The sequence below is a fragment of the Aeromonas sp. FDAARGOS 1406 genome (genome assembly GCF_019048565.1).
GTDB classification, from domain to species: Bacteria; Pseudomonadota; Gammaproteobacteria; order Enterobacterales; family Aeromonadaceae; genus Aeromonas; species Aeromonas caviae.
Window position 1 is genome coordinate 3,471,668 of sequence record NZ_CP077378.1, and the last position, 24,033, is coordinate 3,495,700.

Annotated in this window: 24 protein-coding genes and 10 tRNA genes; 28 read left to right on the forward strand and 6 right to left on the reverse strand. The window is 59.3% G+C overall.

Features of this window, described 5'->3' with window-relative positions; all coding sequences use genetic code 11:
- Positions 1 to 3: 3 nt before the first annotated feature.
- Both I6L36_RS16455 and I6L36_RS16460 read right to left on the reverse strand, forming a co-directional pair.
- Positions 4 to 303 (reverse strand): hypothetical protein, encoded by a 300-nt coding sequence (locus tag I6L36_RS16455; RefSeq protein WP_109112504.1) that lies wholly within the window; start codon positions 301 to 303, stop codon positions 4 to 6.
- Positions 304 to 413: 110 nt separating this feature from the next.
- Positions 414 to 2,018, reverse strand: coding sequence for an ABC transporter substrate-binding protein (locus I6L36_RS16460; protein ID WP_045523355.1), 1,605 nt, complete (start codon positions 2,016 to 2,018; stop codon positions 414 to 416).
- A 174-nt stretch (positions 2,019 to 2,192) separates the two neighbouring features.
- Here I6L36_RS16460 and I6L36_RS16465 point away from each other — a divergent pair, with 174 nt between their 5' ends.
- Both I6L36_RS16465 and I6L36_RS16470 read left to right on the forward strand, forming a co-directional pair.
- Positions 2,193 to 2,900: a ParB-like protein gene (locus I6L36_RS16465; RefSeq protein ID WP_052814963.1), complete on the forward strand. Its 708-nt coding sequence runs from the start codon at positions 2,193 to 2,195 to the stop codon at positions 2,898 to 2,900.
- A gap of 85 nt (positions 2,901 to 2,985) precedes the next feature.
- Positions 2,986 to 3,414 (forward strand): DUF2753 family protein, encoded by a 429-nt coding sequence (locus I6L36_RS16470; RefSeq protein ID WP_109112505.1) that lies wholly within the window; start codon positions 2,986 to 2,988, stop codon positions 3,412 to 3,414.
- 2 nt (positions 3,415 to 3,416) lie between these two features.
- Here I6L36_RS16470 and I6L36_RS16475 read toward each other — a convergent pair whose 3' ends face one another.
- Positions 3,417 to 4,166 (reverse strand): enoyl-CoA hydratase-related protein, encoded by a 750-nt coding sequence (locus I6L36_RS16475; RefSeq protein ID WP_162540582.1) that lies wholly within the window; start codon positions 4,164 to 4,166, stop codon positions 3,417 to 3,419.
- Positions 4,167 to 4,255: 89 nt separating this feature from the next.
- Here I6L36_RS16475 and I6L36_RS16480 point away from each other — a divergent pair, with 89 nt between their 5' ends.
- From I6L36_RS16480 to I6L36_RS16490, 3 genes are all read left to right on the forward strand, one after another.
- Positions 4,256 to 4,696, forward strand: coding sequence for a copper chaperone PCu(A)C (locus tag I6L36_RS16480; protein WP_039039478.1), 441 nt, complete (start codon positions 4,256 to 4,258; stop codon positions 4,694 to 4,696).
- Between the two features lie 92 nt (positions 4,697 to 4,788).
- Positions 4,789 to 5,418, forward strand: a complete 630-nt coding sequence (locus tag I6L36_RS16485; protein ID WP_010672862.1) for a TIGR04219 family outer membrane beta-barrel protein — start codon at positions 4,789 to 4,791, stop codon at positions 5,416 to 5,418.
- Positions 5,419 to 5,436: 18 nt separating this feature from the next.
- A complete protein-coding gene (locus I6L36_RS16490) occupies positions 5,437 to 6,117 on the forward strand; it encodes an SDR family oxidoreductase (RefSeq protein WP_041214522.1) in 681 nt (226 codons plus the stop codon).
- A 195-nt stretch (positions 6,118 to 6,312) separates the two neighbouring features.
- Here the strand turns inward: I6L36_RS16490 and I6L36_RS16495 are convergent, their stop codons facing one another.
- The 3 genes from I6L36_RS16495 to I6L36_RS16505 form a co-directional block, all read right to left on the reverse strand.
- Positions 6,313 to 6,942, reverse strand: coding sequence for a PolC-type DNA polymerase III (locus tag I6L36_RS16495; protein WP_039039479.1), 630 nt, complete (start codon positions 6,940 to 6,942; stop codon positions 6,313 to 6,315).
- 194 nt (positions 6,943 to 7,136) lie between these two features.
- Positions 7,137 to 8,861 carry a proline--tRNA ligase gene (locus I6L36_RS16500; protein ID WP_109112582.1) on the reverse strand — a complete coding sequence of 575 codons (1,725 nt, stop codon included), beginning with the start codon at positions 8,859 to 8,861 and terminating at the stop codon, positions 7,137 to 7,139.
- Between the two features lie 137 nt (positions 8,862 to 8,998).
- Complete coding sequence (locus I6L36_RS16505; protein WP_069784931.1) at positions 8,999 to 11,008, reverse strand: methyl-accepting chemotaxis protein; 2,010 nt, start codon at positions 11,006 to 11,008, stop codon at positions 8,999 to 9,001.
- A gap of 232 nt (positions 11,009 to 11,240) precedes the next feature.
- Between I6L36_RS16505 and ruvA the strand changes: the two genes are divergently transcribed.
- From ruvA to I6L36_RS16620, 23 genes are all read left to right on the forward strand, one after another.
- Positions 11,241 to 11,855: a Holliday junction branch migration protein RuvA gene (ruvA, locus tag I6L36_RS16510; RefSeq protein WP_010672867.1), complete on the forward strand. Its 615-nt coding sequence runs from the start codon at positions 11,241 to 11,243 to the stop codon at positions 11,853 to 11,855.
- An 8-nt stretch (positions 11,856 to 11,863) separates the two neighbouring features.
- Positions 11,864 to 12,874: a Holliday junction branch migration DNA helicase RuvB gene (gene ruvB, locus I6L36_RS16515; RefSeq protein ID WP_041211014.1), complete on the forward strand. Its 1,011-nt coding sequence runs from the start codon at positions 11,864 to 11,866 to the stop codon at positions 12,872 to 12,874.
- A gap of 940 nt (positions 12,875 to 13,814) precedes the next feature.
- Positions 13,815 to 15,371, forward strand: a complete 1,557-nt coding sequence (locus tag I6L36_RS16520; protein WP_010672869.1) for a cytochrome ubiquinol oxidase subunit I — start codon at positions 13,815 to 13,817, stop codon at positions 15,369 to 15,371.
- Positions 15,372 to 15,383: 12 nt separating this feature from the next.
- Positions 15,384 to 16,520 carry a cytochrome d ubiquinol oxidase subunit II gene (gene cydB / locus I6L36_RS16525; protein ID WP_109112580.1) on the forward strand — a complete coding sequence of 379 codons (1,137 nt, stop codon included), beginning with the start codon at positions 15,384 to 15,386 and terminating at the stop codon, positions 16,518 to 16,520.
- 14 nt (positions 16,521 to 16,534) lie between these two features.
- The gene (gene cydX, locus I6L36_RS16530) at positions 16,535 to 16,651 is read left to right on the forward strand and encodes a cytochrome bd-I oxidase subunit CydX (protein WP_005331536.1); all 117 of its coding nucleotides are present in this window, start codon (positions 16,535 to 16,537) and stop codon (positions 16,649 to 16,651) included.
- Positions 16,638 to 16,949 carry a cyd operon YbgE family protein gene (locus I6L36_RS16535; protein WP_039039483.1) on the forward strand — a complete coding sequence of 104 codons (312 nt, stop codon included), beginning with the start codon at positions 16,638 to 16,640 and terminating at the stop codon, positions 16,947 to 16,949. The genes cydX and I6L36_RS16535 overlap by 14 nt, the downstream gene beginning before the upstream one ends.
- A gap of 286 nt (positions 16,950 to 17,235) precedes the next feature.
- Positions 17,236 to 17,643 (forward strand): tol-pal system-associated acyl-CoA thioesterase, encoded by a 408-nt coding sequence (ybgC, locus tag I6L36_RS16540; protein WP_010672872.1) that lies wholly within the window; start codon positions 17,236 to 17,238, stop codon positions 17,641 to 17,643.
- The gene (gene tolQ / locus I6L36_RS16545; protein ID WP_010672873.1) at positions 17,633 to 18,319 is read left to right on the forward strand and encodes a protein TolQ; all 687 of its coding nucleotides are present in this window, start codon (positions 17,633 to 17,635) and stop codon (positions 18,317 to 18,319) included. The genes ybgC and tolQ overlap by 11 nt, the downstream gene beginning before the upstream one ends.
- Entirely contained in the window at positions 18,319 to 18,765 is a 447-nt protein-coding gene (gene tolR / locus I6L36_RS16550) for a protein TolR (RefSeq protein ID WP_069784929.1), read from the forward strand. Before tolQ ends, tolR begins: the two co-directional genes overlap by 1 nt.
- 5 nt (positions 18,766 to 18,770) lie before the next feature.
- Entirely contained in the window at positions 18,771 to 19,901 is a 1,131-nt protein-coding gene (gene tolA / locus I6L36_RS16555; RefSeq protein ID WP_010672875.1) for a cell envelope integrity protein TolA, read from the forward strand.
- A 77-nt stretch (positions 19,902 to 19,978) separates the two neighbouring features.
- Positions 19,979 to 21,304 (forward strand): Tol-Pal system beta propeller repeat protein TolB, encoded by a 1,326-nt coding sequence (gene tolB, locus I6L36_RS16560; protein WP_010672876.1) that lies wholly within the window; start codon positions 19,979 to 19,981, stop codon positions 21,302 to 21,304.
- A gap of 48 nt (positions 21,305 to 21,352) precedes the next feature.
- Positions 21,353 to 21,877, forward strand: a complete 525-nt coding sequence (gene pal / locus I6L36_RS16565; RefSeq protein WP_010672877.1) for a peptidoglycan-associated lipoprotein Pal — start codon at positions 21,353 to 21,355, stop codon at positions 21,875 to 21,877.
- Between the two features lie 157 nt (positions 21,878 to 22,034).
- Positions 22,035 to 22,844 carry a tol-pal system protein YbgF gene (gene ybgF / locus I6L36_RS16570; protein WP_041211017.1) on the forward strand — a complete coding sequence of 270 codons (810 nt, stop codon included), beginning with the start codon at positions 22,035 to 22,037 and terminating at the stop codon, positions 22,842 to 22,844.
- Between the two features lie 174 nt (positions 22,845 to 23,018).
- Positions 23,019 to 23,094: transfer RNA gene (locus tag I6L36_RS16575), tRNA-Lys, on the forward strand.
- A 32-nt stretch (positions 23,095 to 23,126) separates the two neighbouring features.
- A tRNA-Val gene (locus I6L36_RS16580) sits at positions 23,127 to 23,202 on the forward strand.
- A 48-nt stretch (positions 23,203 to 23,250) separates the two neighbouring features.
- Positions 23,251 to 23,326 (forward strand) — tRNA-Lys (locus tag I6L36_RS16585).
- 19 nt (positions 23,327 to 23,345) lie between these two features.
- Positions 23,346 to 23,421 (forward strand) — tRNA-Val (locus I6L36_RS16590).
- A gap of 48 nt (positions 23,422 to 23,469) precedes the next feature.
- Positions 23,470 to 23,545 (forward strand) — tRNA-Lys (locus I6L36_RS16595).
- A gap of 19 nt (positions 23,546 to 23,564) precedes the next feature.
- Positions 23,565 to 23,640: transfer RNA gene (locus tag I6L36_RS16600), tRNA-Val, on the forward strand.
- A 21-nt stretch (positions 23,641 to 23,661) separates the two neighbouring features.
- Positions 23,662 to 23,737 (forward strand) — tRNA-Lys (locus I6L36_RS16605).
- A 19-nt stretch (positions 23,738 to 23,756) separates the two neighbouring features.
- Positions 23,757 to 23,832 (forward strand) — tRNA-Val (locus tag I6L36_RS16610).
- Between the two features lie 21 nt (positions 23,833 to 23,853).
- Positions 23,854 to 23,929: transfer RNA gene (locus I6L36_RS16615), tRNA-Lys, on the forward strand.
- A 19-nt stretch (positions 23,930 to 23,948) separates the two neighbouring features.
- Positions 23,949 to 24,024 (forward strand) — tRNA-Val (locus I6L36_RS16620).
- The last annotated feature ends 9 nt before the right edge of the window (positions 24,025 to 24,033 follow it).

Sequence of the window (24,033 nt, forward strand, 5' to 3'; positions counted from 1 at the left end):
GGCTCAGCCGCGGGGAGTGAAGTCGTGGATCTCCCCCGTCCTCGGCTTGAAGCGGGGGTCATTGTCTTCTGTGCTGGCGACCCAGGCCATGGCCTGGCAGAAACTCTCCTGCTTGGCGAAGGCATCCCGGGCCTGATCGATGGCTCGTTCGGCATTGCGCCGCTCCATCTTGCTGGCCTTGCGGTCGCTGAACTGCTTCTGCTGGCTCAACATCCATTCGAGGAAGGCCTGGCGGCATTCGGTTTCATCGGCGGCCTTGGCGGGAAGGGCAACAAACAGGGCAATCAGGAGCAGAGCACGCATGGCAGGATCGGATCACGGGGTTGATGAATGAAAAGAGGCGGCATTTTATGCCGGGAACTTGAACAGGAACAGTGCCAGGAGGGGTCAGATGTCCCGACCCCTCCCCGGACTCAGTGTTTGACGAGGTAGAGCTGACGGCTGTAGGCCACGTCTTCCGGGTTGTTGATGGGATACCCCTTGAGCCAGGGCTTGATGAGCCGGGCATTGGTGTACTGGTAGATGGGGGCGATGGGGGCCTCCTTCTGCAAGATGGCCTCGGCCTCATCGAACAGGCGGGCCCGTTCTGCGGGATCCTGACTGTTGGCCGCCTGCGCCAGCAGCTTGTCGTAAGCCGGGTTGGCGAACCGGGCCATGTTGCCGCTGTGGCCCGATCCCCAGAGCCCGAGGAAGGCGGAGGGGTCGTTGTAATCGGCGACCCAGGAGGAGCGGATCACCTCGAACTGGCCGCTTTGACGGCTGTCGAGATAGGTTTTCCACTCCTGGTTGGTGAGCTCGACCCGGGCCCCCAGCTTCTGTTTCCACAGGTTGGCGATGGCCAGCGCCATCTTCTTGTGAATTTCCGCCGTGTTGTAGAGCAAGGTCAGCTTGAGGGGATTGCTTGGGCCGTAGCCCGCTTCTTTCAGCAGGGCTCTGGCACGCTCGTCCAGCGCCTGCTGACTGCTGGTGGAGAGCAGATTGGGCTTGGGGTCGAAGTCGGCGGTCACGTCCGGGGTGAAGTGGTAGGCCGGTTTCTCCCCGGTGCCCAGCACCTTGTCGGCAATCAGGCCCCTGTCGATGGTGTAGGAGAGCGCCTGGCGCACCCGCACATCATTGAGGGGCGGGCGCTGGGTGTTGAAGGCGTAGTAGTAGGTGCCGAGCTGTTCCGGGGTATAGACCTCCCCCGGGATCTGGGCCATCAGGCTCTGGTACTGCTCCTTGGGGAAGGATTCGGTGATGTGCAGATCCCCGGCCAGATAGCGGTGGGTGGCCGCGCTCTCCTGGTTGATGGGCACGAAGGTGACGCGGGTCAGCACCGTGTGGGCGCGATCCCAGTAGTAGGGATTGGGCGTCAGCTCCAGTTTCTCGTTCACCACCCGGTGACTCAGCACGAAGGCGCCGTTGCCCACCAGCTTGCCGGGCTGGGTCCACTGGTTGCCATATTGTTCCATGCTGGCCTGGTGCAGGGGCGACAGGCTGGGGTGGGTCAGCAGGCTCAGGAAATAGGGCACCGGCTGGGAGAGGGTCACCTTCAGGGTATGGTCATCGACGGCCTCCACCCCGAGCGCATCGGGGGCCAGCTTGCCTGCCACTATGTCGTCCACCTTGTCGAAGCGGGCGAGCTGGGCGAACCAGGCGAAAGTGGCGGCTTCCCTGGGGTCAACCAGCTTGCGCCAGCCATAGACGAAGTCGGCGGCGCGCACGGGGTCGCCGTTGGACCAGCGGGCATCCGGCCTCAGGTGGAAGGTGAATGTCTGGTTCCCCTCGTTGTCCCAGCGGGATGCCACCCCGGGCAGTACCTTGCCGTCCGGCCCCTGGGTCAGCAGCCCCTCGTAAAGGTCTCTGAGGACCTGCAGCTCCGGCAGTCCCACCAGCTTGAGAGGGCTCAGGCTCGCCGGTTCATCCTTGAGATGACGGACGACGGCCTGTTCGGCGGCGAGTGGGGTGCCGGGCGGCACATCGGCAGCCTGGACGCAGGCACAGCCCAGCAGGGCCAGCAGGGGGCTCCATCCTTTCATGGTGAATCCTTCAAAATGTGTGAAGCGGGGAGAAAACTCGGCGAGAATGCATCGCCGGCAGATGGGAAATCATGATATCCCCTTTGCTGGTCAGACCGCCAGCATGAGTCCCATTGATATCCGATGCGGCTGTCAACGAAGGGGCGCCGTGAGCGCTAGGAAAAGGAGAGAATGATGAGAGCATGGATCTTGTTGGTCTGCGTGCTGAGCCAGGGCGCTTGGGCGTTGGCCCCGTGCGAGAAGAGCAGCCCGGTGGGAAGCTGGTGCGAGGTGAACATAGAGGCGCTGCACCCCACCCAGGGCGGCGTGGGGCAGTTGCAGGTGGATACAACTGCCCGGGAGCTGGCGGACAAGAGCGAGAAGCAGCTCGACAAACTGATGAAAAAGAAAGAGATCCCCATCGTCATCGCGCCGGATGGGGGTTACTGGCTGGTGGACAGGCACCACCTGACCAAGGCGCTGTGGCAGCAGGGGGTGAAGCAGGTCAGGGTCAAGGTGATTGCACGGTTGCAGGACAGGGCCAATTTCTGGAGCCAGATGCAGAACAACCACTGGGCCTGGCTCAAGGATGAACGGGGTCAACCCCTGACTCCCGAGCAGTTGCCCGGTCATATCGGTGAATTGCCGGATTATCCCTACCGCACCCTGGCGGGGCTGTTGCAGGATGCGGGCTACTTCAGCAAGAAGGATCAGGTCTACTTCGTCGAGTTTGCCTGGGCCAGCTGGCTCGGCCAGCAGATGGCCTGGCAGCCGATCGATGAGGTCAACCTCGCGGATCGCCTCGCCGAAGCCAAACGGCTGGCGTGCAGCAGCAAGGCGGCGGATCTGCCTGGTTACCCCGGCAAGCAGTGTCGCGTCAATCAGCCCAGAACGGCGGGTTGAGGGATCCTGCACAAAGGGTCTGGTTGATATTTGTTCTCGATTGGCCATGATACAGACTCCACTCGTGTCGGCAAAGGAGAGGAACATGGAACATCAGAACTGGCAACGTTACATGCTGGAGGCGGAGAATGCCCTTGGCATGGGGGCTCTGGGCACGGCGATCTGCCTCTATCAGCAGGCCCTGGGGGAAGTGTATGAGCTGGCCTCCGGGGATCTGGACGAACTGGCCAGCATGCGGGTCGCCACCTGTCACCGCATGGCCGACTTCTGGCGTGCCATGGAAGAGCCCGCCTATGAACTGCGCTACCTCAAGCTCGCCTCCGAGCTGGTCACCGCCCTGGTGCCCCAGTGCCCCAACCGGGAGTGCGAATCTCTCATCAGCGAGCTGGGCTGCTGCCGCGCCGCCCTGCTCTCCTTCTTGAAGCGCCACCCCAATCCGGAGATCGCCCGGCTTATCCAGGTGCAGGACAGGGTGCAGGGCTGTGAGCTGATAAGCCGGTTCCGTCTCAACTGAGTTCAGCGCCGTTTTTGCAGCTTGCTGGCGATGCGGTTTTGCGCCTCTTCCCCTTGCAGGGCCTGGGCGAAGGCGCGCGCTTCCAGGTCGATGACGAAATGCACCGCCTGTTTGAGCTCCTGCTTGAGCAGCGCCTTGCTCTTCTGGAGCGCCATCGGCGGCTTGGCCGCCAGTTTCAGCCCTTGCTCCCGAGCGAAGGGGAGCAGGTCCGCCGGGGCCAGCACCCGGTTGGCGAGCCCGAGACGCAGCGCCTCTTCTCCATCTATGGCCTCTGCCAGCAGCAACAGCTCCGCCGCCTTGAGGTGACCTACGGCGCGTGGCAGCAGCAGGCTGGCGGCAAACTCCGGCACCAGTCCCAGCTCGACGAAAGGCAGCTGCAGCCGGGCGTTGTCAGCCAGATAGACCAGGTCGCAGTGCAGCAGCAGGGTAGTGCCGATGCCGACTGCCGGGCCGCCCACGGCGGCGATCACCGGTTTGGGGAAGTCGGCCAGGGTGTGCAGAAATTGCAGGATGGGATCGTCCGGCTCAAGGGCGTGCTTGCCAACAAAGTCGTCCAGATCGTTGCCGGCGGTGAAGCACTCCGCCTGGCCCTGCAACAGCAGCACATGGACCTCTTCGTCCCAGGCGGCCTGGCGCAGTGCGTCGGTCAGCGCCAGATACGTCTCCGTGTTGAGGGCATTGCGCTTTTCCGGTCGATTGAAGGTCAGGGTGAGCAAGCCGTCCTGCTGTTCGGCCAGAATTGTGAGGGCCATGTCTGAATCCTTGTTGTCGGGGGCTGTCAAAAGCTTGCCACAGGGGTAAGCTTTGTCTCGTTTAACAACATCATAAAAGGATTTCAACCATGTTTAAACGTGCGTTTTATTCCACCATGGCACTGCTTCTGGCCGCCCCGGCCCTGGCCAAGGTCGACGCGGTCGATGGTTATGTGCGCCTGCTGCCCCCTGGCTCGCCGAACACGGCGGCGTTCATGGTGCTCAGGAACGATGGGGACAAACCGGTGAAACTGGTGGCGGGAGCGTCCCCTGAGGCGGGCCGTGTCGAGCTGCACACCCATTTGCACGAGAACGGCGTCATGAAGATGCGCCAGGTGGAGAGCATCGAGATCCCGGCCAAGGGGGAGGCCGTGCTCAAGCCCGGCAGCCTGCACATCATGTTGTTCGACATCCATACCCTGGCCCAGGGCACGCCCTTCCCGCTGACCCTGACCCTGGACGATGGTCAGACGCTGTCACTGAGCCTGCCCGTGAAGCCGGTCGAACCCATGAAAGGGATGAAGCACTGACATTTATGGACGCTTGTTCAGCTTTTTACTCTAGGTATTCCTTGCCCAGCGGGTAAAATGATGGCCTTTCCAGTCCAAAATGGAGCGAAGTGATGAAGAAGACCCTGATTGCCGGCACTGTGATGGCTCTGCTCAGCCATGGGGCCATGGCCGCCAATGACTGGCGTTTTGCGGCGGGTGCCGATCTGTGGAATGCCCAGGGAAGTGGCCAGGTCAGCAGCGTGGGTGCCGATGGCAGCTACGACGAGAACTACAACTGGAGCGGCTACCTGCAACTGGAGCACGGCATCCTGCTGCTGCCCAACGCCAAGTTTGAAATGTCCGACTTCAGCAGCAGCGGTGGCAGCTTCAACAACGATCTGCTGGCTTACGACCTGAGCCTCTACTATCGCCTGTTCAACAACGATCTGTTCCAGATCGATCTGGGTCTGACCGGTCGTCGCTACGACGGTGATTTCAACACCCAGCACTACTCCTATGACAAGGATGTGCTGATGGCCTACACCGGGGGTGAAGTACGCATCCCGGGGACCGGCTTTGCGGCGTTTGGCGATATGCGGGTGCAGGATGCCGACAACTACGACTACCGTCTGGGCGGCTCCTACAAGTTCTCTTCCGTGCCGCTCAAGATCCGCGCCGGCTGGCGTGAGGCCGAGATGGACTTCGATCGCGTCGATCAGACCATCGACGGCTGGTTCATCGGTGGTGAATTCACCTTCTGATCTCCCTGAGGAGCACACATGGGCCACATCATAGTGACTGGCGCGGGGTCCGGACTGGGCCGCGCCCTGACCATAGGGCTGGTTGAACGCGGCCATCAGGTTTCCATGATGGGTCGCCGTTACCAGAAACTGCAGGAGCAGGAAGAGCTGCTCGGCAAGGCGGTGATCGGCATTGCCGCCGATCTGGCGCACCACGAAGAGGTGGATGTCGCCTTTGCCGCTGCGGTGGAGTGGGGCGGCCTGCCCGACATGGTGATCCACTGTGCCGGTGTCGGCGAGTTCGGCCCGGTGGGTGTCTACACCGCCGAGCAGATCCGCCGGGTGGTGGAGAGCAATCTCATCTCCACCATACTGGTGGCCCAGCAGACGGTGCGCCTCATCGGTGACAAGGGCGGCGTGCTGGCGAATGTGCTCTCCTCTGCCGCCCAGACCGGCAAGGCCAACGAGAGCCTCTATTGCGCCTCCAAATGGGGCATGCGCGGCTTTCTCGAATCCTTGCGGGCCGAGCTGAAGAGTGCTCCCCTGCGACTGGTGAACCTCTATCCGAGCGGGATCCGCAGCGAGTTCTGGGAGAATTCGGATCACGTGGATTCGAGTGGCTTCATGACGCCGGAAGACGCTGCAGCCTACATGCTGGATGCGCTGGCCGCGAGAAGCAGCTGCCATGTGACCGATCTCTTTATCGGTCGCAATAGTTGAGGTAGTGGGCTCCGGCCTTTGCCGCCCGGGACAGCAGAAACAAAAAGCGCGCCAGATGGCGCGCTTTTTCATTGATGTGCAGTGCTAAATTATCTGCTTGCCTGCCTCTCTTTATGCCGGGCCATCATGGATTTGAAGGCGGGTAAATTCAGTGCCGACATGGCATGGATGATTGATGATGCATGTCGGCACATATTATTTCCGAGTCGCATATTCCCGCAGGAAGGATGGAATCACCTGTTTTGGCTTCTTGCCAAGGGTCAGCAGCAATTCAAAGTCCGGGTCGATAATGCCATGTCGACACGCCAGCTCTTCCAACAAGGCAAGCCAGAGGTGGGCCGTCACCTCTGCATCCGCCAGGGCACGGTGAAACACCCCGTCATTAGGCAGGCTCCGGTATTGCACCAGGGTACCCAGCTTGTGATCCGGGGCATCGGGAAACAGGCGCCTCGATAGCAGCAGGGAACAGGCGAACTGGCCGCGGTATTGCGCCGGCAATCGCTCTATTTCCGCATCCAGAAAGCGCTTGTCGAAGGAGGCGTTGTGGGCGACCAGATTGTCATCACCGATAAAGTCGACGAAATCCGCCATCACCTCGTTACAGGGGGGAGCCTGTTTCAGCATGGCATTGCTGATCCCGGTATATTGCTCGATGAAGCTGCTCACGTTGAAGCCCGGATTCATCAATGCCGAGAAACGCTCACTGATATGGCCATCCTTGATTCTGACGGCACCGATCTCGATGGCTCTATCCCCTTGTCCGGGTGAAAGCCCTGTGGTCTCGAAGTCGAGCACGACAACGGTATTGGCTGAGGCGATGGACATAACTTCTCGGGCAAGCTCGGTAAAGAGCGCCAGTCTAGGAAATCAGCCGTGCCGTGTACAGGGCAATGCAGTTATCTCATTGGTTCACGCTGGAGACGCATTTTTGTGCATCATGGCTGAGAGCCATATAAAAAGCCCCGAGTGCCGTGGCACTCGGGGCTTTCCTCTGAAAAGCGAAAGGCGGTGTCGCGTTATCAGCGACCCAGCTTGGCCTTGAGCAGGGCAACGATCTCGCCGATGGCCACTTCCTGCTTCTCGCCGGAGCGGCGGCACTTGTACTCCACCACGCCGTTGTCGAGACCACGGTCACCGATGACGATGGCGTGGGGCACACCGATCAGCTCCATGTCGGCGAACATCACACCCGGGCGCTCCTTGCGGTCGTCAAACAGCACGTCCACACCGGCGGCTTTGAGCTCGGCGTAGAACTGCTGCGCCTGCTCGGCCACGCGCTCGGACTTGTGCATGTTCATCGGCACGATGGCTACTTCGAACGGGGCGATGGCATCCGGCCAGATGATGCCGTACTGGTCGTTGTTCTGCTCGATGGCGGCAGCCACCAGGCGGGAAACCCCGATACCGTAGCAACCCATCTCCATGGTGACGGACTTGCCGCCTTCGTTCAGCACGCTCGCCTTCATCGCTTCGGAGTACTTGGTGCCCAGCTGGAAGATGTGGCCCACTTCGATACCGCGCTTGAGCAGCAGCTTGCCCTGGCCGCACGGGCTCGGGTCGCCTTCTACCACGTTGCGCAGGTCGGCAACCTCAAAAGAGGTGATGTCGCGATCCCAGTTGGCGCCGGTCAGGTGGAAGCCGGTCTCGTTGGCGCCGCAGACGAAGTCCGCCAGATGGGCGGCGCTGCGATCGACGATGATGCGACCGGCAAAGTCGACCGGGCCGATGGAACCGGCATCGCAACCGGCGGCCGCTTTGATCTGCTCGTCGTTGGCGAAGGTCAGCGGGTTAGCCACGCCAGAAAGCTTCTCGGCCTTGATTTCGTTCAGCTCGTGGTCGCCACGCAGTACCAGGGCGATGACGGCCTGTTTGCCGTGCTCGTCTTCCTCGGCCAGTACCAGCAGGGTCTTGGCGATGGCGGTCGGCGCCACGTTCAGGAAAGCGGCTACTTCATCGATGGTGTGGACGGCCGGGGTAGCCACCTTGGTCAGGGCTTTGGTTGCGGCAGCGCGCTCGCCAGCCGGTGCCAGGGCTTCGGCCATCTCGATGTTGGCGGCGTAATCGGATGTATCGGAGAAGGCGATCAAGTCTTCACCGCTCTCAGCCAGCACCTGGAATTCGTGGGAGCCGGTGCCCCCGATGGAGCCGGTATCGGCCTGCACCGGGCGGAAGTTCAGACCCATGCGAGTGAAGGCGGTGCAGTAGGCCGCATGCATCTTCTCATAGGTATCGACCAGGGAGGCCTTGTCGATGTGGAAGGAGTAGGCATCCTTCATCAGGAATTCGCGGCCACGCATCACGCCGAAACGGGGGCGCACTTCATCGCGGAACTTGGTCTGGATCTGGTACAGATTCAGCGGCAGTTGCTTGTAGCTGTTCACTTCGTAACGGACCAGCGCGGTGATCACCTCTTCGTGGGTCGGACCCAGCACGAAGGGGCGGTTGTGACGGTCGGTCAGGCGGCACAGCTCGGGGCCGTAGTCATCCCAGCGGCCGGACTCCTGCCACAGCTCGGCGGGCTGTACCACCGGCATGGACACTTCGACGGCACCCGCATTGTTCATCTCTTCGCGGACGATGTTTTCAATCTTCTTCAGGACCCGCAGGCCGGTCGGCAGCCAGGCGTACATGCCGGAAGCGAGTTTGCGGATCATCCCGGCGCGCAGCATCAGCTGGTGGCTGACAACTTCAGCGTCGGAGGGGGTTTCCTTGAGAGTGGAAAGCAGATATTGGCTGGTACGCATCGCGGTAGACCTTCGCTAGTTCGGGCGGCTTGGCCCTGGAAAATTTCAAGTGCGGAATTTTAACAGGCGAAGCCCCCCGGCCCAAGGGCTAAATTCAGCGGCGCTGGGGGGAGGGCGGGGGCCTTGCTCCGCCCGCACTAGACCCGAAATTGCGACAGCAACTGCTGTTGCTGCTGGCTGGCCTGATGGAGGGAGGAGGCCAGTTGCAGGCACTCCTGGGCTTCCTGTTCGCCCGTCTGGGCTTGCAGGCTGATATCCGAAACCTTGCCCGTGGTGTGCCCCAGGGTGTGGGAGAGCTGGCTGGTCGCCTCTGCCACCTGTTGCACCATGTCGGCGAGCTGATCGATGGCCTCTTCTACCTTGAACAGGATCTGTTTGGTGTTGTCGGAGTCCGCCATACCCGATTCCACGGTTTTCAGGTTGCGTTGCATCATCAGATAGGCCTGCTCTGTCTGCTGCTGGATGCTGTTGATCACGTCCGTTATCTCGGCGCTGGAGGTGGCGGTGCGATTGGCCAGGGTGCGCACCTCGTCGGCCACCACGGCAAAACCGCGCCCCATCTCGCCCGCCCGGGCGGCTTCGATGGCGGCATTGAGTGCCAGCAGGTTGGTCTGCTCCGAGATATTGCTGATGGTGGAGATGATCTGGCCAATCTGCCCTGCCTGCTCCTTGAGGGCGTTGATGGCGGTGGCACATTCACCCACCTCCATGACCACCCGCTGCATGCCGGCGGTGGCGGAGGAGACATACTGGCTGCTTTGCGTGGTGAGCTGGCGCACCTCGTTGGCGTTGTGTGCCGCCAGGTTGCAGTTGTCCGAGATGGTGGTGGCCACCTGCACCATCCGCTCGCTGTCGTGGTGCAGCGCCTGGGCATGCGCTGCGGTCTGGCGGCTGCTCTGGCTGATGGCCTGGACCCGGTTGACCGAGGTGTGCACGTGCTGGTTGATGTGCCGGTTGTTGTCCATGGTGGCGCTGATCATCTTCTGCAGCTTCTCGATGAAGCGATCCACGCTGCCGGCCAGGGAACCAATCTCGTCGTCGCGTGAGAGGTTGATGCGGGCATTGAGATCTCCCTCCCCGGCGGCGATGTCCTGCATGCGCTTGTCGACCTGGAGTAGCGGGCGAACAATGGTGCGAACCAGCCAGAAGCCGCAGCAGGTGACGATCAGCAGGCTGAGCAGCAAGCCCCCCAGGATGAGTCCCTTGGTGTAGTCGATGATGGCGTTGAGCTGGTGAACCTGATCCTCGACGGTGGCGTCCCCCTGGGCCTCGACCTCGACCAGAGCCAGCCTGAGCTGGTCGGCACTGTGCTCGTAACGGGCCAGCTGGTTCTGATAAGCGCTCAGGGCTGTGGTCCATTCACGGATCAGGCGGGCATTGTCGGCTTGCAGGGCGCGATACTGGGTGGAGAGCATTTGGCCTGCAAACTCCCCGTCACCGGGCACATCGAACTGGCCGGTTGCCAGCATGCCGTCAACCGCGTCCTGATAGAAGCGGGTGGCTTGTGCCAGCTCGGCCTGGATGGCAGGAGTAGGGCCTTCGCTCTGCATCTTCTCCAGCGCATAGAGCTGGCGCAAGAATCCGATGTTGGCCTCCATGCCGCCATCGGCCGCCTGCCAGCGGGTCGCGAGGCCGCCGTTCCAGCTGATGGCCTGATCCGGTGAGCGGGTGAGGCTCTCGACGGCCTCGTCACCGATCACCTCCAGCCTGGTCGAGAGGCGTGACATGCGTTCAGAACTGGCACGCAGCGCCTCATCGGCGCTCGTGAAGGTGCGATAGAGAGTCAGCAGCTGTGCCTGCTCTTGCTGATAGGTCTGCTCATGCTGCTTCAGCGTGGTGATGGCTGCCGCATCGATGAGCCCGCCTTGCTCCACCCGGCGCAAAGCGTCGCTGGCCGCCTCTTTTGCCCGTTGCAGCTCCGGTGCGTCGAGGGGGATCCCCGAGAGCATCTTCTGGATATAGAGCGACTGGTTGCCGAGTTCGATGGAGCCCTCCATGGCACCATCTGCCGTCTGCCAGGCGGCACCCAGGACGTAGGAGAGCAGATCAGTCAGCCGCTGGCTGCCATACCAGCCGATCGCCCCCATGCCCAGGGTGCAGCCGAGCAGAATGGTGAGTCCGAGGTTGGATGTGGTGACGATTTTCATGATTCAAGCCTTCCCTGGTGCCGAACAAGACCATTTCAGTGTTCAATCAATGACGAAGATGTGCCATCCCCGATGGAAAATAAAGTGACAGACAGTGTTCTGAACGAGGGAAATGGCCGGGTATGAAGAGCTGGTCATCCCATGATCTGCATGGACCTATGCTGGATACTTATCCAGTTATTCTTTATGCTATGACCCAATTTGCGAGAGTCTGCGTGGCGAGGAAAAGAACATGATCGGTCGCTTGAGAGGCGTCATCATCGAGAAGCAACCCCCCGAGGTGTTGCTGGAAGTCGGAGGGGTGGGATATGAGGTTCATATGCCCATGAGCTGCTTCTATGATCTGCCCGAACTCGGGAAGGAGGCCGTCATTCACACCCACTTCGTGGTGCGTGAAGATGCCCAGCTGCTCTACGGCTTCAACCACAAACAGGAGCGGGCGCTGTTTCGCGAGCTGATCAAGACCAACGGGGTCGGCCCCAAGCTGGCACTGGCCATTCTCTCCGGCATGACGGCCACCCAGTTTGTGATGAGCGTCGAGCGCGAGGAGATAAGCTCCCTGGTCAAGTTGCCCGGCGTGGGCAAGAAGACCGCCGAGCGCCTGGTGGTGGAGATGAAAGACCGCCTCAAGGGCTGGGTCAGCCACGATCTCTTCTCCCCGGCCGAAATCACCCTGCCCGCGAAAGAGAGCCCGCTGCGTGCCCCGGATGCGAGCGAGGAGGCGGCCAGTGCACTGGTGGCCCTCGGCTACAAGCCGCAGCAGGCCAGCCAGATCGTCAGCAAGGTGGCCGCCGACGGCATGTCGGTAGAGGAGATCATTCGTGAATCCCTGCGCAGCCTGGTGTGAGGTAGACAATGATTGAAGCGGATCGCCTCATCTCGGCCGGTGCCGCCCGTGAGGACGAGATCATCGATCGGGCCATCCGGCCCAGAAAGCTGGCCGATTACACCGGACAGGATCATGTCTGCGATCAGATGGAGATCTTCATCGAGGCCGCCCGCCAGCGCGGGGAGGCCCTCGATCATCTGCTGATCTTCGGGCCTCCCGGCCTTGGCAAGACCACGCTGGCCAACATCGTCGCCAACGAGATGGGGGTCAACATCAAGACCACCTCGGGCCCCGTGCTGGAGAAGGCCGGCGATCTGGCGGCGCTCCTCACCAACCTGGAACCGAACGATGTACTCTTCATCGACGAGATCCACCGTCTCAGCCCGGTGGTGGAGGAGGTGCTCTATCCGGCCATGGAGGACTACCAGCTCGACATCATGATAGGGGAGGGGCCAGCGGCCCGCTCCATCAAGCTCGATCTCCCTCCCTTCACCCTGATCGGTGCCACCACCCGGGCCGGCTCCCTCACCAGCCCCCTGCGTGACCGGTTTGGCATCGTGCAGCGCCTCGAGTTTTACAACGTCAAGGACCTGACCGACATCGTCTCTCGCAGCGCCCGCTGCCTCGGGCTCGACATGACGGAAGACGGCGCTCTCGAGGTAGCCCGTCGCTCCCGGGGGACACCGCGGATTGCTAACCGTTTGTTAAGGCGGGTACGGGATTTTGCCCAGGTGAAGTCTGACGGGCGAATTGACGGACCCATTGCGGCCCGTGCCATGGACATGCTGGATGTGGACAACGAAGGTTTCGACTTCATGGATCGCAAGCTATTGTTGGCCGTCATCGACAAGTTTATGGGGGGGCCCGTCGGGCTCGACAACCTGGCCGCCGCCATCGGTGAGGAGAAGGACACCATAGAAGACGTGCTGGAACCTTATCTGATCCAGCAAGGCTATCTGCAACGTACACCCAGAGGGCGGATCGCAACTCAGAGAGCCTACGCACACTTTGGCCTGGAACGACCGGCAGATCAGTAGACGTTGCGATATGAACCAAAAAGCCGCCCTTGAGGCGGCTTTTTGTTTTGCGGGCAAAAAAAAAGCCCACGGCACAGGCGGTGGGCAAAGACAATTCAGGATGGATGTTCACAGACAGTGAGCGCGTCTGCAGACCGGTCGGGAAAAAACAGAGGAGCCGTCGCGAGGCATCAGAGTCGGTTCATTTGATAGAGTTGAACGAAAGAAAGCTTGTAGTAACGGATGGTCTTGGCAACAAACTTTTTCATCATTAATCCCAACAAACAGGTTCGAAATGTTCATCGAATACGTACCGGGAACCCGGAATGACCGGCCTGTATTCAGAGGTATGCCCTCACTGCGAGGCGCATTGTAGGAGCTCTTTCCGGGTGGGGCAAACAAGAAAATCTATGGGCTTTTGATTAGATAAACTAATGATTTTGGTGGGGGTGTCAATCCGCATAAACATGTGTTTTTACTGGGTTTAAATTGATTTTTGGATGAGCCTGGCCATTTATTGAAATAATCGAGATGCGAGGGCTTTATTTCCGGGGTTGCGTATTTGTTTAACAGAATTGAAACTATTTTAATGTGTCATAAAATTGATTTAAATCAATTATTTACGACTTGGTGTTTTTTGTGATGAAGCTCCCATAATTAATGGGAAAAGCCCCATAAGTTACCTTGAAAAAACATGTATTGAGGGTGGTTTTACATTGATTTCAATCAAATAAAGGTGATATAAAACAGCGATCATTATAGGCGGGAATAGAACCCTGGTTATTGTTTATTAGATGTTAAACATTAGCTTTTTTTGTTCCTGTATATTGCCTTGTTGTTAATGTGGTGGCAGTCGAATCCGGTTAGTCCGCGAGGGGTGACCGACCGTTCGGGGACTTCCAATGGAAGCTTTGTCCTTAAAACTTAAAATAGCCGTGCCAATAATCGGTGAGGAAACATCATGATTGCTGAGCATGTGGTAGACCTATCGCGGTTCCAATTTGCTGCGACGGCCCTTTATCACTTCCTGTTTGTACCCTTGACGCTGGGGATGGCCTTCATCCTGGCGATCATGGAGTCTGTCTATGTGATGACCAACAACACAGTGTACCGGGACATGACCAAGTTCTGGGGCAAGTTGTTCGGTATCAACTTTGCCCTCGGGGTTACCACCGGGCTCACCATGGAGTTTCAGTTCGGTACCAACTGGGCTTACTACTCCCACTATGTCGGCGACATCTTCGGGGCCCCGCTGGCCATCGAAGGCTTGATGGCCTTCTTCCTGGAGTCCACCTTCGTCGGTATGTTCTTCTTCGGTTGGGATCGTCTCAGCAAGCGCCAGCACCTGGCGGCTACCTGGCTGATGGCGCTCGGGACCAACCTCTCCGCACTGTGGATCCTGGTCGCCAACGGCTGGATGCAGAACCCGGTGGGTGCCGAGTTCAACTTCGAATCCATGCGCATGGAGATGGTGAGCTTCGCCGACCTGGTGTTCAACCCGGTTGCACAGGTCAAGTTCGTCCACACCGTGGCGGCAGGCTATACCACGGGCGCCATGTTCGTGCTCGGGATCTCCTCCTATTACCTGCTGAAGAATCGTGATGTGGCGTTCGCTCGTCGCTCCTTCGCCATCGCAGCCGCGTTCGGCATGGCCTCCATCCTCTCCGTGCTGGTGCTGGGTGACGAGTCCGGCTACGAGACCGGGGAAGTGCAGAAGGTGAAACTGGCGGCCATCGAGGCCGAGTGGAACACGGAGCCGGCTCCGGCATCCTTTACCCTGTTCGGGATCCCGAACCAGGAGGAGATGCGCACCGACTACGCTATCAAGATCCCCTATGCCCTCGGCATCATCGCCACCCGTTCCCTCGACGGTCAGGTGACTGGTCTCAAGGATCTCAAGAGCGAGCATGAGCTGCGCGTGCGCAACGGCATGACCGCCTACGACCTGCTGACCAAGCTGCAATCCGGTGACAAGTCCGACGATACCCGCGCCCGCTTCGACGAAGTGAAGCAGGATCTGGGCTACGGTCTGCTGCTCAAGCGTTACACCCCCAACGTGACCGACGCCACCGACGAGCAGATCAAGGCTGCCGTGGATGACTCCATTCCGCAGGTACTGCCGCTGTTCTTCGCCTTCCGCATCATGGTTGCCTGCGGCATCCTGATGCTGGTGCTGATCGGTCTGGCCTTCTATGACAGCACCCGCCACAAGATCGGCGAGCGCAAGTGGCTGCTCAAGGCGCTGCTGTACGGCATTCCGCTGCCCTGGATCGCCATCGAGGCGGGCTGGTTTGTCGCTGAATATGGTCGTCAACCCTGGACCATCGCCGAGATGCTGCCGACTTATGTCTCTGCATCCAATATTCCTGCGTCCGAGATCTGGTTCTCTCTGATCGGGATCTTCCTGTTCTACACCGTACTGCTGATCATCGAGATGTACCTGATGTTCAAGTATGCGCGCCTGGGCCCAAGCAGCCTGAAGACGGGCAAGTACCACTTCGAACAGAGCAAGGCATAAGGAGAGTGACCCATGTTTGATTACGAACTGTTGCGTCTGGTCTGGTGGGTGCTGGTCGGCGTGCTGCTGATCGGGTTTGCCATCACCGACGGTTTCGATATGGGGGTGGGCGCCCTGCTCCCCTTCGTCGGCAAGAAGGATGTGGAGCGTCGCGTGATGCTCAACACCATGGGGCCGCACTGGGAAGGCAACCAGGTCTGGCTGGTGACCGCCGGTGGCGCCCTGTTCGCCGCCTGGCCCATGGTCTATGCGGCGGCCTTCTCCGGCTTCTACATCGCCATGATCCTGACCCTGATGGCGCTGTTCTTCCGTCCGGTCGGCTTCAAGTACCGCTCCCTGCAGGAAGACGCCAAGTGGCGCTCCAACTGGGACTGGGCTCTGTTCGCCGGTAGTGCCATTCCCCCCGTCATCTTCGGGGTGGCGTTCGGCAACCTGCTGCAGGGTGTACCGTTCAGCTTCAACCAGTTCCTGATGATGACCTATCACGGCAACTTCTTCGGCCTGCTCAATCCGTTCGGCCTGCTGGCTGGTCTGGTGAGCCTCTTCATGATCATCACTCAGGGTGCGACCTGGCTGATGATGAAGACCGAGGGGGAAGTGCTGGCCCGTTCCCGCACCGCCGCCATGATCTTCTCCCTGCTGACCCTGGTGCTGTTCGCCCTGGCCGGCGTCTGGGTAAGCGGCATGGATGGCTACGTGATCGTGGGCTCCGTCGCCACCGACGCCGTCACCAACCCGCTTCATAAAGAAGTCGTGGTGCAGTCCGGTGCCTGGATGCAGAACTACAACCTCTATCCCTGGATGATTGCCGCACCCGTGCTGGGTCTGGTGATGTGTCTGCTGACCGCCGTGGCGGCCAAGCTGGACAAGGGTTGGGTGGCGTTCTTGTTCTCCTCCCTGGCCATCGCCGGCATCATCCTGACCGCGGGCTTCTCCATGTTCCCGTTCGTGATGCCCTCGAGCCTCGAGCCGTCCCAGAGCCTGACCATGTGGGATTCCACCGCCTCCTTCAACACCCTCAAGGTGATGACGGTAGTCGCAGTCGTCTTCGTGCCGACCGTGCTGGCTTACACCATCTGGACCTACATCAAGATGTTCGGCCGGGTGAGTAACAAGCACATCGAAGACAACCAACAATCGCTCTACTAAGAAGGTGCCCTGATATGTGGTATTTCACCTGGATCCTGGGGCTGCTGCTGGCCTGTGCGTTTGGGATTATCAATGCGCTCTGGCTGGAGCACACCGAGAACCTGGATCGTCAGATTGATGAAGACAAGTGACAGGCTCGCCCGGCTGGCCGCTCCTCTGGAGCGCCAGCCATGGCAAGGTCTGATGCTGCTGGCGGCGGCCCTGCTGGCTGTCGCCATCTTGCAGGCGCCCAACCTGGTCGCGGCCAACACCAGTGAGCACGGCCTCTGGCTTGCGCCCTGGCTGATGTGGGCGGTCTGTTGCGGTGTCATGCATGGACTGGGGTTTCACCCGCGCAGCCTGGTGGGCCGCGTGCTGTTCTTCCCCTGGCTCGCCCTGCCCAGCCTGCTCTGCGGGCTCTGGCTGACCAGCAGCTACTACCTGCCATAAATGATGAAGGAGGTCGGCATGAGCCCACCTCCTTCTTCTTTTTTGAGGGGCGTGCCGCCGCCCGGTCAGAGCGACAGAACCTCGCTTGTCACGCCGCTCGCAGCCACTTCTCTTGTCCGCTTTTCTTGTGATGCTGACAGCCCTGTGGTCTTCGGCCTGTCGGCGCCGCAGCACGCCATAAAAAACAGGGGGAGAGGGGATTTCCCTGTCTCCCCCTGCTTCTTTCCTATTCAGCCCTGCGCTATGATAGCCCCCCATCTGACTGTCGAATGGATCACAGATTTTTATGGGGGAAGTCTCTGAGTTTCCGGTGCGTGTCTACTACGAAGACACGGATGCCGGAGGCATCGTCTACAACGCCAATTATCTCAAGTTTATGGAACGGGCCCGCACCGAATTCCTGCGCGCAGGCGGCATCGAACAGGATGTCCTGCTGCAGGCGGGGATCGCGTTTGTGGTGAGTCGCACCGAAATCGACTTCCGCGCGGCGGCCCGTTTCAATGAACTGCTGACCGTAATGACGCAAGTAACTGAAGTGAAACGCGCTTCCATGCGTTTTTCACAGCAGATCCTGGCGGCTGATGGACGGCTGATCACTCAGGCCATGGTACAGATCGCCTGTGTCAGTCATCCGCAAATGAAACCTGTTGCAATACCTGAAAAAATCAAGGGAGTGCTGTTAAGTGCACGCTGAAATTTCGTTTATTGGCCTGTTCTGGCAAGCCAGTCTGTTGGTGAAACTGGTCATGATGACCCTGATGGGCATGTCGGTCGTCTCCTGGGCGCTGATCATCCAGCGCTCCAAGGCCATCAAGGCGGCCAACCTCGCCTCGGAGCAGTTTGAAGATAGATTCTGGTCCGGGGTCGACCTCAATCGTCTCTACCAGGAGTCCTCCTCCCGTCGTGACGACATCGAAGGCATGGAAGACATCTTCTACTCCGGCTTCAAGGAGTATGCCCGCCTGCTCAAGGCCGGTGCCCGTGGTCAGGATGCGGTGATGGACGGTACCTATCGTGCCATGCGCGTCTCCCTGTCCCGAGCAGTGGACGATCTCGAGTCCAACCTGCCGGTCTTGGCGACCATCGGCTCCATCAGCCCCTATATCGGTCTGTTCGGTACCGTCTGGGGGATCATGAACGCCTTTATCGCTCTGGGTCAGGTTCAGCAGGCGACCCTGCAGATGGTGGCACCGGGTATCGCGGAGGCGCTGATCGCCACCGCCATGGGTCTGTTTGCCGCCATCCCGGCCGTTATCTTCTACAACCGCTTCACCAACAAGGTCGAACGGCTGGAAAACGCCTACGCCAACTTCATGGACGAGTTCACCACCATTCTGAACCGCCAAATCGCACAGCAGGGTGAGAAGTAATGCAAACCTATCAGCGGCTCAAACGCAAGAAGGTCGCCGAGATCAACGTGGTGCCCTATATCGACGTCATGCTGGTGCTGCTCATCATCTTCATGGCGGTCACGCCCGTGATCACGCAGGGGGTCAAGGTCGACCTGCCCCAGGCGGAGTCCGAGCAGTTGCCGGAAGACGCCAAGCCGCCTTTCATCGTCAGCGTCAATACCGAGGGTGAGTACGTCATCAAGGCCGGCGAGGCGGATGACGAACCCGTACCGAGCGGCACCCCAGAGGCGATGCAGCAGTACATCACCGAGAAGGCTATGGGCTATCTGGCCATCAACCAGAACGCGCCCGTGGTGGTCGCCGGTGACAAGTCCGTACGCTACGAGGAGGTGATCCTGCTGATGGTGGCCCTCAAGAAAGCCGGTGTGCCTCAGGTTGGTCTGATGACGGATCCGGTGAACTGACGGAGATGGATGTGAAGCGTGGTATTTCCGGTTATCTCGTCGCGTCGCTGCTGCTGCATCTGATCATCGGCATCATCCTGCTGGTCGGTGTCGACTTCAGCAAACCCAAGCGCCCCGAGTCCAAGGGACAGATCGTCAACGCGGTCATGATGGACAGCGAAATGCTGGAGCAGCAGATGCAGCAGGTCCAGCAGCAGAAGCAGGCCCAGCCCAAGGCTGCACAGCAGCAGAAGGACAAGGAAGACGCTGAGCGCGTCAAACGCGAGCTGGCACAGGAGCAGGAGCGTCTGCGTATCGCCGAGACCAAGCGCAAGCAGGCCGAAGAGGCGACCCGCAAGGCCGAAGCCGACAAGCAGAAGAAAGAGGCTGAACAGAAGCAGGCGGAAGAGAAGGCCCAGAAAGCCGAGGAAGCCCGCAAGCTGGAAGAGCAGAAGACCAAGAAGGCCGAAGCCGAACGCAAGGCGGCGGAAGAGGCCAAGGCGCTGGCGCTCAAGAAGAAAAAAGAAGAGCTGGAGAAGAAGCAGGCTGAAGAGAAAGCCAAGGCGGAAGAGGCCAAGGCCAAGAAAGCGGAAGCCGAGAAGAAGGCCAAGGCCGAAGCCGAGAAAAAGGCGAAGGCGGAAGCCGAGAAGAAAGCCAAGGCCGAGGCCGAGAAGAAGGCGAAGGAAGAGGCTGACAAGAAGGCAAAAGCTGACGCAGAGAAGAAGGCGAAGGCCGAGGCCGACAGAAAGGCCAAGATTGAGGCGGAGCGCAAGCGCAAGGCGGCCGAAGAGGCCAAGTTGCAAAAAGAGATGGAAGCCATGATGGAGCAGCAGCTGGCCGCCGAGGCCAATGCGCGCAGTCAGGCCGCATCGGCAGCCGCCAAGGGTGAGGTCGACAAGTATGCCGCCCTCATCAAGGCCACGGTCGAGCGCTACATGATTTTGGATCCCACCATGCGGGGCAAAACATGTACTATCGGTGTCAAGTTGGCCAGTAGCGGCTTCGTCATCTCGGTGGACAACGGTCAGGGTGATCCGGCGGTCTGTCGCTCCGGCAAGGCGGCGGTTCTGAAGGCCAACCAGTTGCCGGTGCCGAAGGATCCGGCGGCATTCGAATTGATGAAGGATCTACGCCTTCAGCTAGCGCCAACGATTTAAGAGAGTGTTTCTGCTTTGATTGGCAAGGGTTGTTGATCAGAGAACTGAGTCTCAAATTGGAACTGAGAGTTTAAGCCATGATAAGAAAAGTGTTTTTTGCTTTGGTTGGCTGTTTGTTGCTGGGCCAGAGTGCTCAGGCGGCCTTGGACATCGTCATCACCGGCGGTATCGACAGTGCGCGCCCCATCGCCATCGCCCCCTTCAAGTGGGAGGGCAATGGCCAGTTGCCGCAGGATATCGCGGAAGTGGTCTCCAACGACCTGATGCGCAGCGGCAAGTTCAAGCCGCTGGCTCGTGGCCAGATGCCGCAGACGCCGAGCACCAGCGGCGAGATCAACTTCGCACCCTGGGCTTCCCAGGGGGTCGAAGCCGTGGTGGTCGGCTCCATCGCCGCCGTGGGTGATGGTACCTACAAGATCAACTTCGAGCTGGTCGACGTCCTGAAAGGCCAGCTGGCCAAGACCCAGGGCGGTGAAGCGAACGGTTACATCCTGGACAGCCGCATGGCGACCATCCCGGGTGCCCAGATGCGCCAGTTTGCCCACCGCATCTCCGACATCGTCTACGAGCGTCTGACCGGTGAGCGTGGCGCCTTCCTGACTCGTCTGGCCTATGTCTCCGTGCAGCAGGGCACCCAGTTCCCGTATCAGCTGCGGATCTCCGACTACGACGGCTACAACGAGAAGACCCTGCTGCGCTCCCGTGAACCCCTGATGTCCCCGGCCTGGTCGCCGGATGGCAGCAAGCTGGCTTACGTGAGCTTCGAGAACCAGAAGTCCGAGATCTATGTGCAGGACATCTACACCCAGCAGCGCAGTCTGATCACCAGCTTCCGTGGCATCAACGGTGCGCCGGAGTGGTCTCCAGATGGTCGTCGTTTGGCTATTGTTCTGTCCAAAGATGGGCAGCCTGACATCTATGTCGTTGATGTTGCTAGCAAGCAACTCACCCGAGTCACAAATAACCGTACCATCGACACCGAACCCTCCTGGATGCCGGACGGTCAAACTTTGCTGTTCACCTCTGAACGTGGTGGCAAACCCCAGATTTATAGCGTAAATTTGGCGACTGGCATGACTCGCCGGATGACCTGGGAAGGGGATTCCAACCAGGGGGCATCCATCACACCGGACGGCAAGTCCATGGTGATGGTGACCCGGGTTCAGGGACAATATCGCATCGCTCGCCAGGATATGGAAAATGGAGCCATGCTGGTACTGACCCAGAGTGCTCTGGATGAATCGCCAAGTGTGGCTCCCAATGGCAGCATGATCATTTATGCCACCATCTATCAGGGTCGTAAGAGTCTTGCATTGGTGTCGACCGACGGTCGCTTCAAGGCAGTGCTTCCGACCAGTAGCGGTGAAATTCGTGCACCAGCTTGGTCGCCCTTCTTGAATTGATAAAAATCGATTGTTTTTTGTTTTGTTATAAAGGTTTAAGGAAATAGCATGCAACTCAATAAACTGCTCAAGGGTCTGGCCATCGCACTGCCACTGTTCACCCTGGCTGCCTGTAGCTCCTCTTCCGACTCCGACGCCGCTGGCGCCGAGTCCGGCATGACCGACGGCATGGGCGGTGTACAAACCGGCGGCGCCAACGGCATGTTGTCCCCGGAAGAGCAGATGCGTCAGAAGTTCGAAGCGCTGCAACGCGACAACGTGATCTACTTCCCGTACGATGGTTACGACATTCAGGGTCAGTACGCCGACCTGCTGGATGCCCACGCCAGCTACCTGCGTGAACGTCCGAGCGTCAAGGTACTGATCGAAGGCCACGCCGACGAGCGCGGTACGCCGGAATACAACATCGCGCTGGGTGAGCGTCGTGCCAAGGCTGTTGCCAAGTATCTGCAAACCCTGGGTGTGCAGGCCGAGCAGCTCTCCATCGTCAGCTATGGCGAAGAGAAGCCGCTGGATCTGTCCCACACCGAGGAAGCCTTTGCCAAGAACCGCCGTGCGGTCCTGGTTTACTAAGGTTTGAGTCGAACGAAGTTCGTTTATATGCAAGCGGCCATTTCGATGGCCGTTTTATTTGCACTAAACGTCAAGGTTTGATCCGAATGAAATCTGTATCAGCGAGCGACTATGCGCTGGCCGTTTTATTTGCACTAAACGCTAAGGTTTGATCCGAATGAAATCTGTGTACAAGCAAGCTGGTGTTGCGCTGGCCGTGTTGGTTGCTTTGAATGCGCAAGCGGCAGCACCCGTGAGCGATCTGAGCGGGGATTCTGGCAGCAGCGGCGTAGTGCTGAGCGGCAACAATGGTGCCATCGTACCGACCGGCAGCCTGGAAGACCGGGTTGCTCTGCTGGAGCGTACCCTCAACGCCCGTCTGCGTCTGCAGGCCGAACTGCAGCAACAGGTCGACTCCCTGCAAGGGGAGGTCTCCGAGCTGCGTGGTCAGCTGGAACAGCAGACCTACCAGATGGAGCAGTCCCAGGAGCGCCAGCGCCAACTCTACCAAGAGCTCGACAAGGTGGCCAACAGCCAGCCTGCCGCCGCGCCCGCAACACCTGCTGCAGGTGCTGCAACGCCTCCTGCCGCGGCTGCCAACTACTCCACCAACCAGGATGAGAACCAGGCCTACGACGCAGCCGTGAACATGGTGCTCAAGGAGAAGAACTACGACAAGGCCATTCCTGCCTTCGAAGGGTTCATCAAGCAGTTCCCGAACTCCAGCTATGTTCCCAATGCCCACTACTGGCTCGGCCAGCTGATGTTCAACAAGGGTGACAGGGCGGGGGCCGCGAGCCAGTTTTCCACGGTGGCGAACAAATACAGCAAGTCACCCAAGCGGGCCGATGCCCTGCTGAAACTCGGCATGCTCGCCCAGCTTGACGGCAAGAAAGCAGAGGCCAAGGCCTTCTATGAGCAGGTGATCAAGGGTTACCCCAACACCTCGCCGGCCCAGCTGGCCAAACAGAGTCTGGCCAAGCTGTGACATTGCTGCATGTCACTGTTTTCGTAACACTCTTGTAAATACCGGCGTGCTTTGTATGCGCAGTGAACAATCAGATTTAATTTAAGATTTTTCTATTGCGCCAGGATGATAAATCCGTAATATAGGCCGCCGTCAGAGCCGGAGCAGTAATGCAGTCGGCACTGGTCGTGGTGAGGGTCGTTAGCTCAGTCGGTAGAGCAGTTGACTTTTAATCAATTGGTCGCTGGTTCGAATCCAGCACGACCCACCATTTCTTCACAGCAGGTGAAGACAATATTCCCAGGTCGTTTAGCTCAGCTGGGAGAGCACCTCCCTTACAAGGAGGGGGTCACTGGTTCGAGCCCAGTAACGACCACCATGTTGTAACACTGGCCGCCACATGCGGTTCGTGAAAGGTTCAGGATGTGGGTCGTTAGCTCAGTCGGTAGAGCAGTTGACTCTTAATCAATTGGTCGTAGGTTCGAACCCTACACGACCCACCACTCTGAACATTGAATCCCAGGTCGTTTAGCTCAGCTGGGAGAGCACCTCCCTTACAAGGAGGGGGTCACTGGTTCGAGCCCAGTAACGACCACCATGTTGTAATACTGGCCGCCACATGCGGTTGGTGAAAGGTTCAGGATGTGGGTCGTTAGCTCAGTCGGTAGAGCAGTTGACTCTTAATCAATTGGTCGTAGGTTCGAACCCTACACGACCCACCACTCTGAACATTGAATCCCAGGTCGTTTAGCTCAGCTGGGAGAGCACCTCCCTTACAAGGAGGGGGTCACTGGTTCGAGCCCAGTAACGACCACCATGCTTTAAAAATGATTTAGATGGGTCGTTAGCTCAGTCGGTAGAGCAGTTGACTTTTAATCAATTGGTCGCTGGTTCGAATCCAGCACGACCCACCATCATTTCAGTCTTATCCCAGGTCGTTTAGCTCAGCTGGGAGAGCACCTCCCTTACAAGGAGGGGGTCACTGGTTCGAGCCCAGTAACGACCACCATGCTTTAAAAATGATTTAGATGGGTCGTTAGCTCAGTCGGTAGAGCAGTTGACTTTTAATCAATTGGTCGCTGGTTCGAATCCAGCACGACCCACCATCATTTCAGTCATATCCCAGGTCGTTTAGCTCAGCTGGGAGAGCACCTCCCTTACAAGGAGGGGGTCACTGGTTCGAGCCCAGTAACGACCACCATGCTTTAAA

What these genes read in the sequence shown, in the direction of transcription:
- I6L36_RS16455 (WP_109112504.1), bottom strand. Translation starts at nt 303, where the DNA reads ATGCGTGCTCTGCTCCTGATTGCCCTGTTTGTTGCCCTTCCCGCCAAG.
- I6L36_RS16460 (WP_045523355.1), bottom strand. Translation starts at nt 2,018, where the DNA reads ATGAAAGGATGGAGCCCCCTGCTGGCCCTGCTGGGCTGTGCCTGCGTC.
- I6L36_RS16465 (WP_052814963.1), top strand. Translation starts at nt 2,193, where the DNA reads ATGAGAGCATGGATCTTGTTGGTCTGCGTGCTGAGCCAGGGCGCTTGG.
- I6L36_RS16470 (WP_109112505.1), top strand. Translation starts at nt 2,986, where the DNA reads ATGGAACATCAGAACTGGCAACGTTACATGCTGGAGGCGGAGAATGCC.
- I6L36_RS16475 (WP_162540582.1), bottom strand. Translation starts at nt 4,166, where the DNA reads ATGGCCCTCACAATTCTGGCCGAACAGCAGGACGGCTTGCTCACCCTG.
- I6L36_RS16480 (WP_039039478.1), top strand. Translation starts at nt 4,256, where the DNA reads ATGTTTAAACGTGCGTTTTATTCCACCATGGCACTGCTTCTGGCCGCC.
- I6L36_RS16485 (WP_010672862.1), top strand. Translation starts at nt 4,789, where the DNA reads ATGAAGAAGACCCTGATTGCCGGCACTGTGATGGCTCTGCTCAGCCAT.
- I6L36_RS16490 (WP_041214522.1), top strand. Translation starts at nt 5,437, where the DNA reads ATGGGCCACATCATAGTGACTGGCGCGGGGTCCGGACTGGGCCGCGCC.
- I6L36_RS16495 (WP_039039479.1), bottom strand. Translation starts at nt 6,942, where the DNA reads ATGTCCATCGCCTCAGCCAATACCGTTGTCGTGCTCGACTTCGAGACC.
- I6L36_RS16500 (WP_109112582.1), bottom strand. Translation starts at nt 8,861, where the DNA reads ATGCGTACCAGCCAATATCTGCTTTCCACTCTCAAGGAAACCCCCTCC.
- I6L36_RS16505 (WP_069784931.1), bottom strand. Translation starts at nt 11,008, where the DNA reads ATGAAAATCGTCACCACATCCAACCTCGGACTCACCATTCTGCTCGGC.
- ruvA (WP_010672867.1), top strand. Translation starts at nt 11,241, where the DNA reads ATGATCGGTCGCTTGAGAGGCGTCATCATCGAGAAGCAACCCCCCGAG.
- ruvB (WP_041211014.1), top strand. Translation starts at nt 11,864, where the DNA reads ATGATTGAAGCGGATCGCCTCATCTCGGCCGGTGCCGCCCGTGAGGAC.
- I6L36_RS16520 (WP_010672869.1), top strand. Translation starts at nt 13,815, where the DNA reads ATGATTGCTGAGCATGTGGTAGACCTATCGCGGTTCCAATTTGCTGCG.
- cydB (WP_109112580.1), top strand. Translation starts at nt 15,384, where the DNA reads ATGTTTGATTACGAACTGTTGCGTCTGGTCTGGTGGGTGCTGGTCGGC.
- cydX (WP_005331536.1), top strand. Translation starts at nt 16,535, where the DNA reads ATGTGGTATTTCACCTGGATCCTGGGGCTGCTGCTGGCCTGTGCGTTT.
- I6L36_RS16535 (WP_039039483.1), top strand. Translation starts at nt 16,638, where the DNA reads ATGAAGACAAGTGACAGGCTCGCCCGGCTGGCCGCTCCTCTGGAGCGC.
- ybgC (WP_010672872.1), top strand. Translation starts at nt 17,236, where the DNA reads ATGGGGGAAGTCTCTGAGTTTCCGGTGCGTGTCTACTACGAAGACACG.
- tolR (WP_069784929.1), top strand. Translation starts at nt 18,319, where the DNA reads ATGCAAACCTATCAGCGGCTCAAACGCAAGAAGGTCGCCGAGATCAAC.
- tolA (WP_010672875.1), top strand. Translation starts at nt 18,771, where the DNA reads ATGGATGTGAAGCGTGGTATTTCCGGTTATCTCGTCGCGTCGCTGCTG.
- tolB (WP_010672876.1), top strand. Translation starts at nt 19,979, where the DNA reads ATGATAAGAAAAGTGTTTTTTGCTTTGGTTGGCTGTTTGTTGCTGGGC.
- pal (WP_010672877.1), top strand. Translation starts at nt 21,353, where the DNA reads ATGCAACTCAATAAACTGCTCAAGGGTCTGGCCATCGCACTGCCACTG.
- ybgF (WP_041211017.1), top strand. Translation starts at nt 22,035, where the DNA reads ATGAAATCTGTGTACAAGCAAGCTGGTGTTGCGCTGGCCGTGTTGGTT.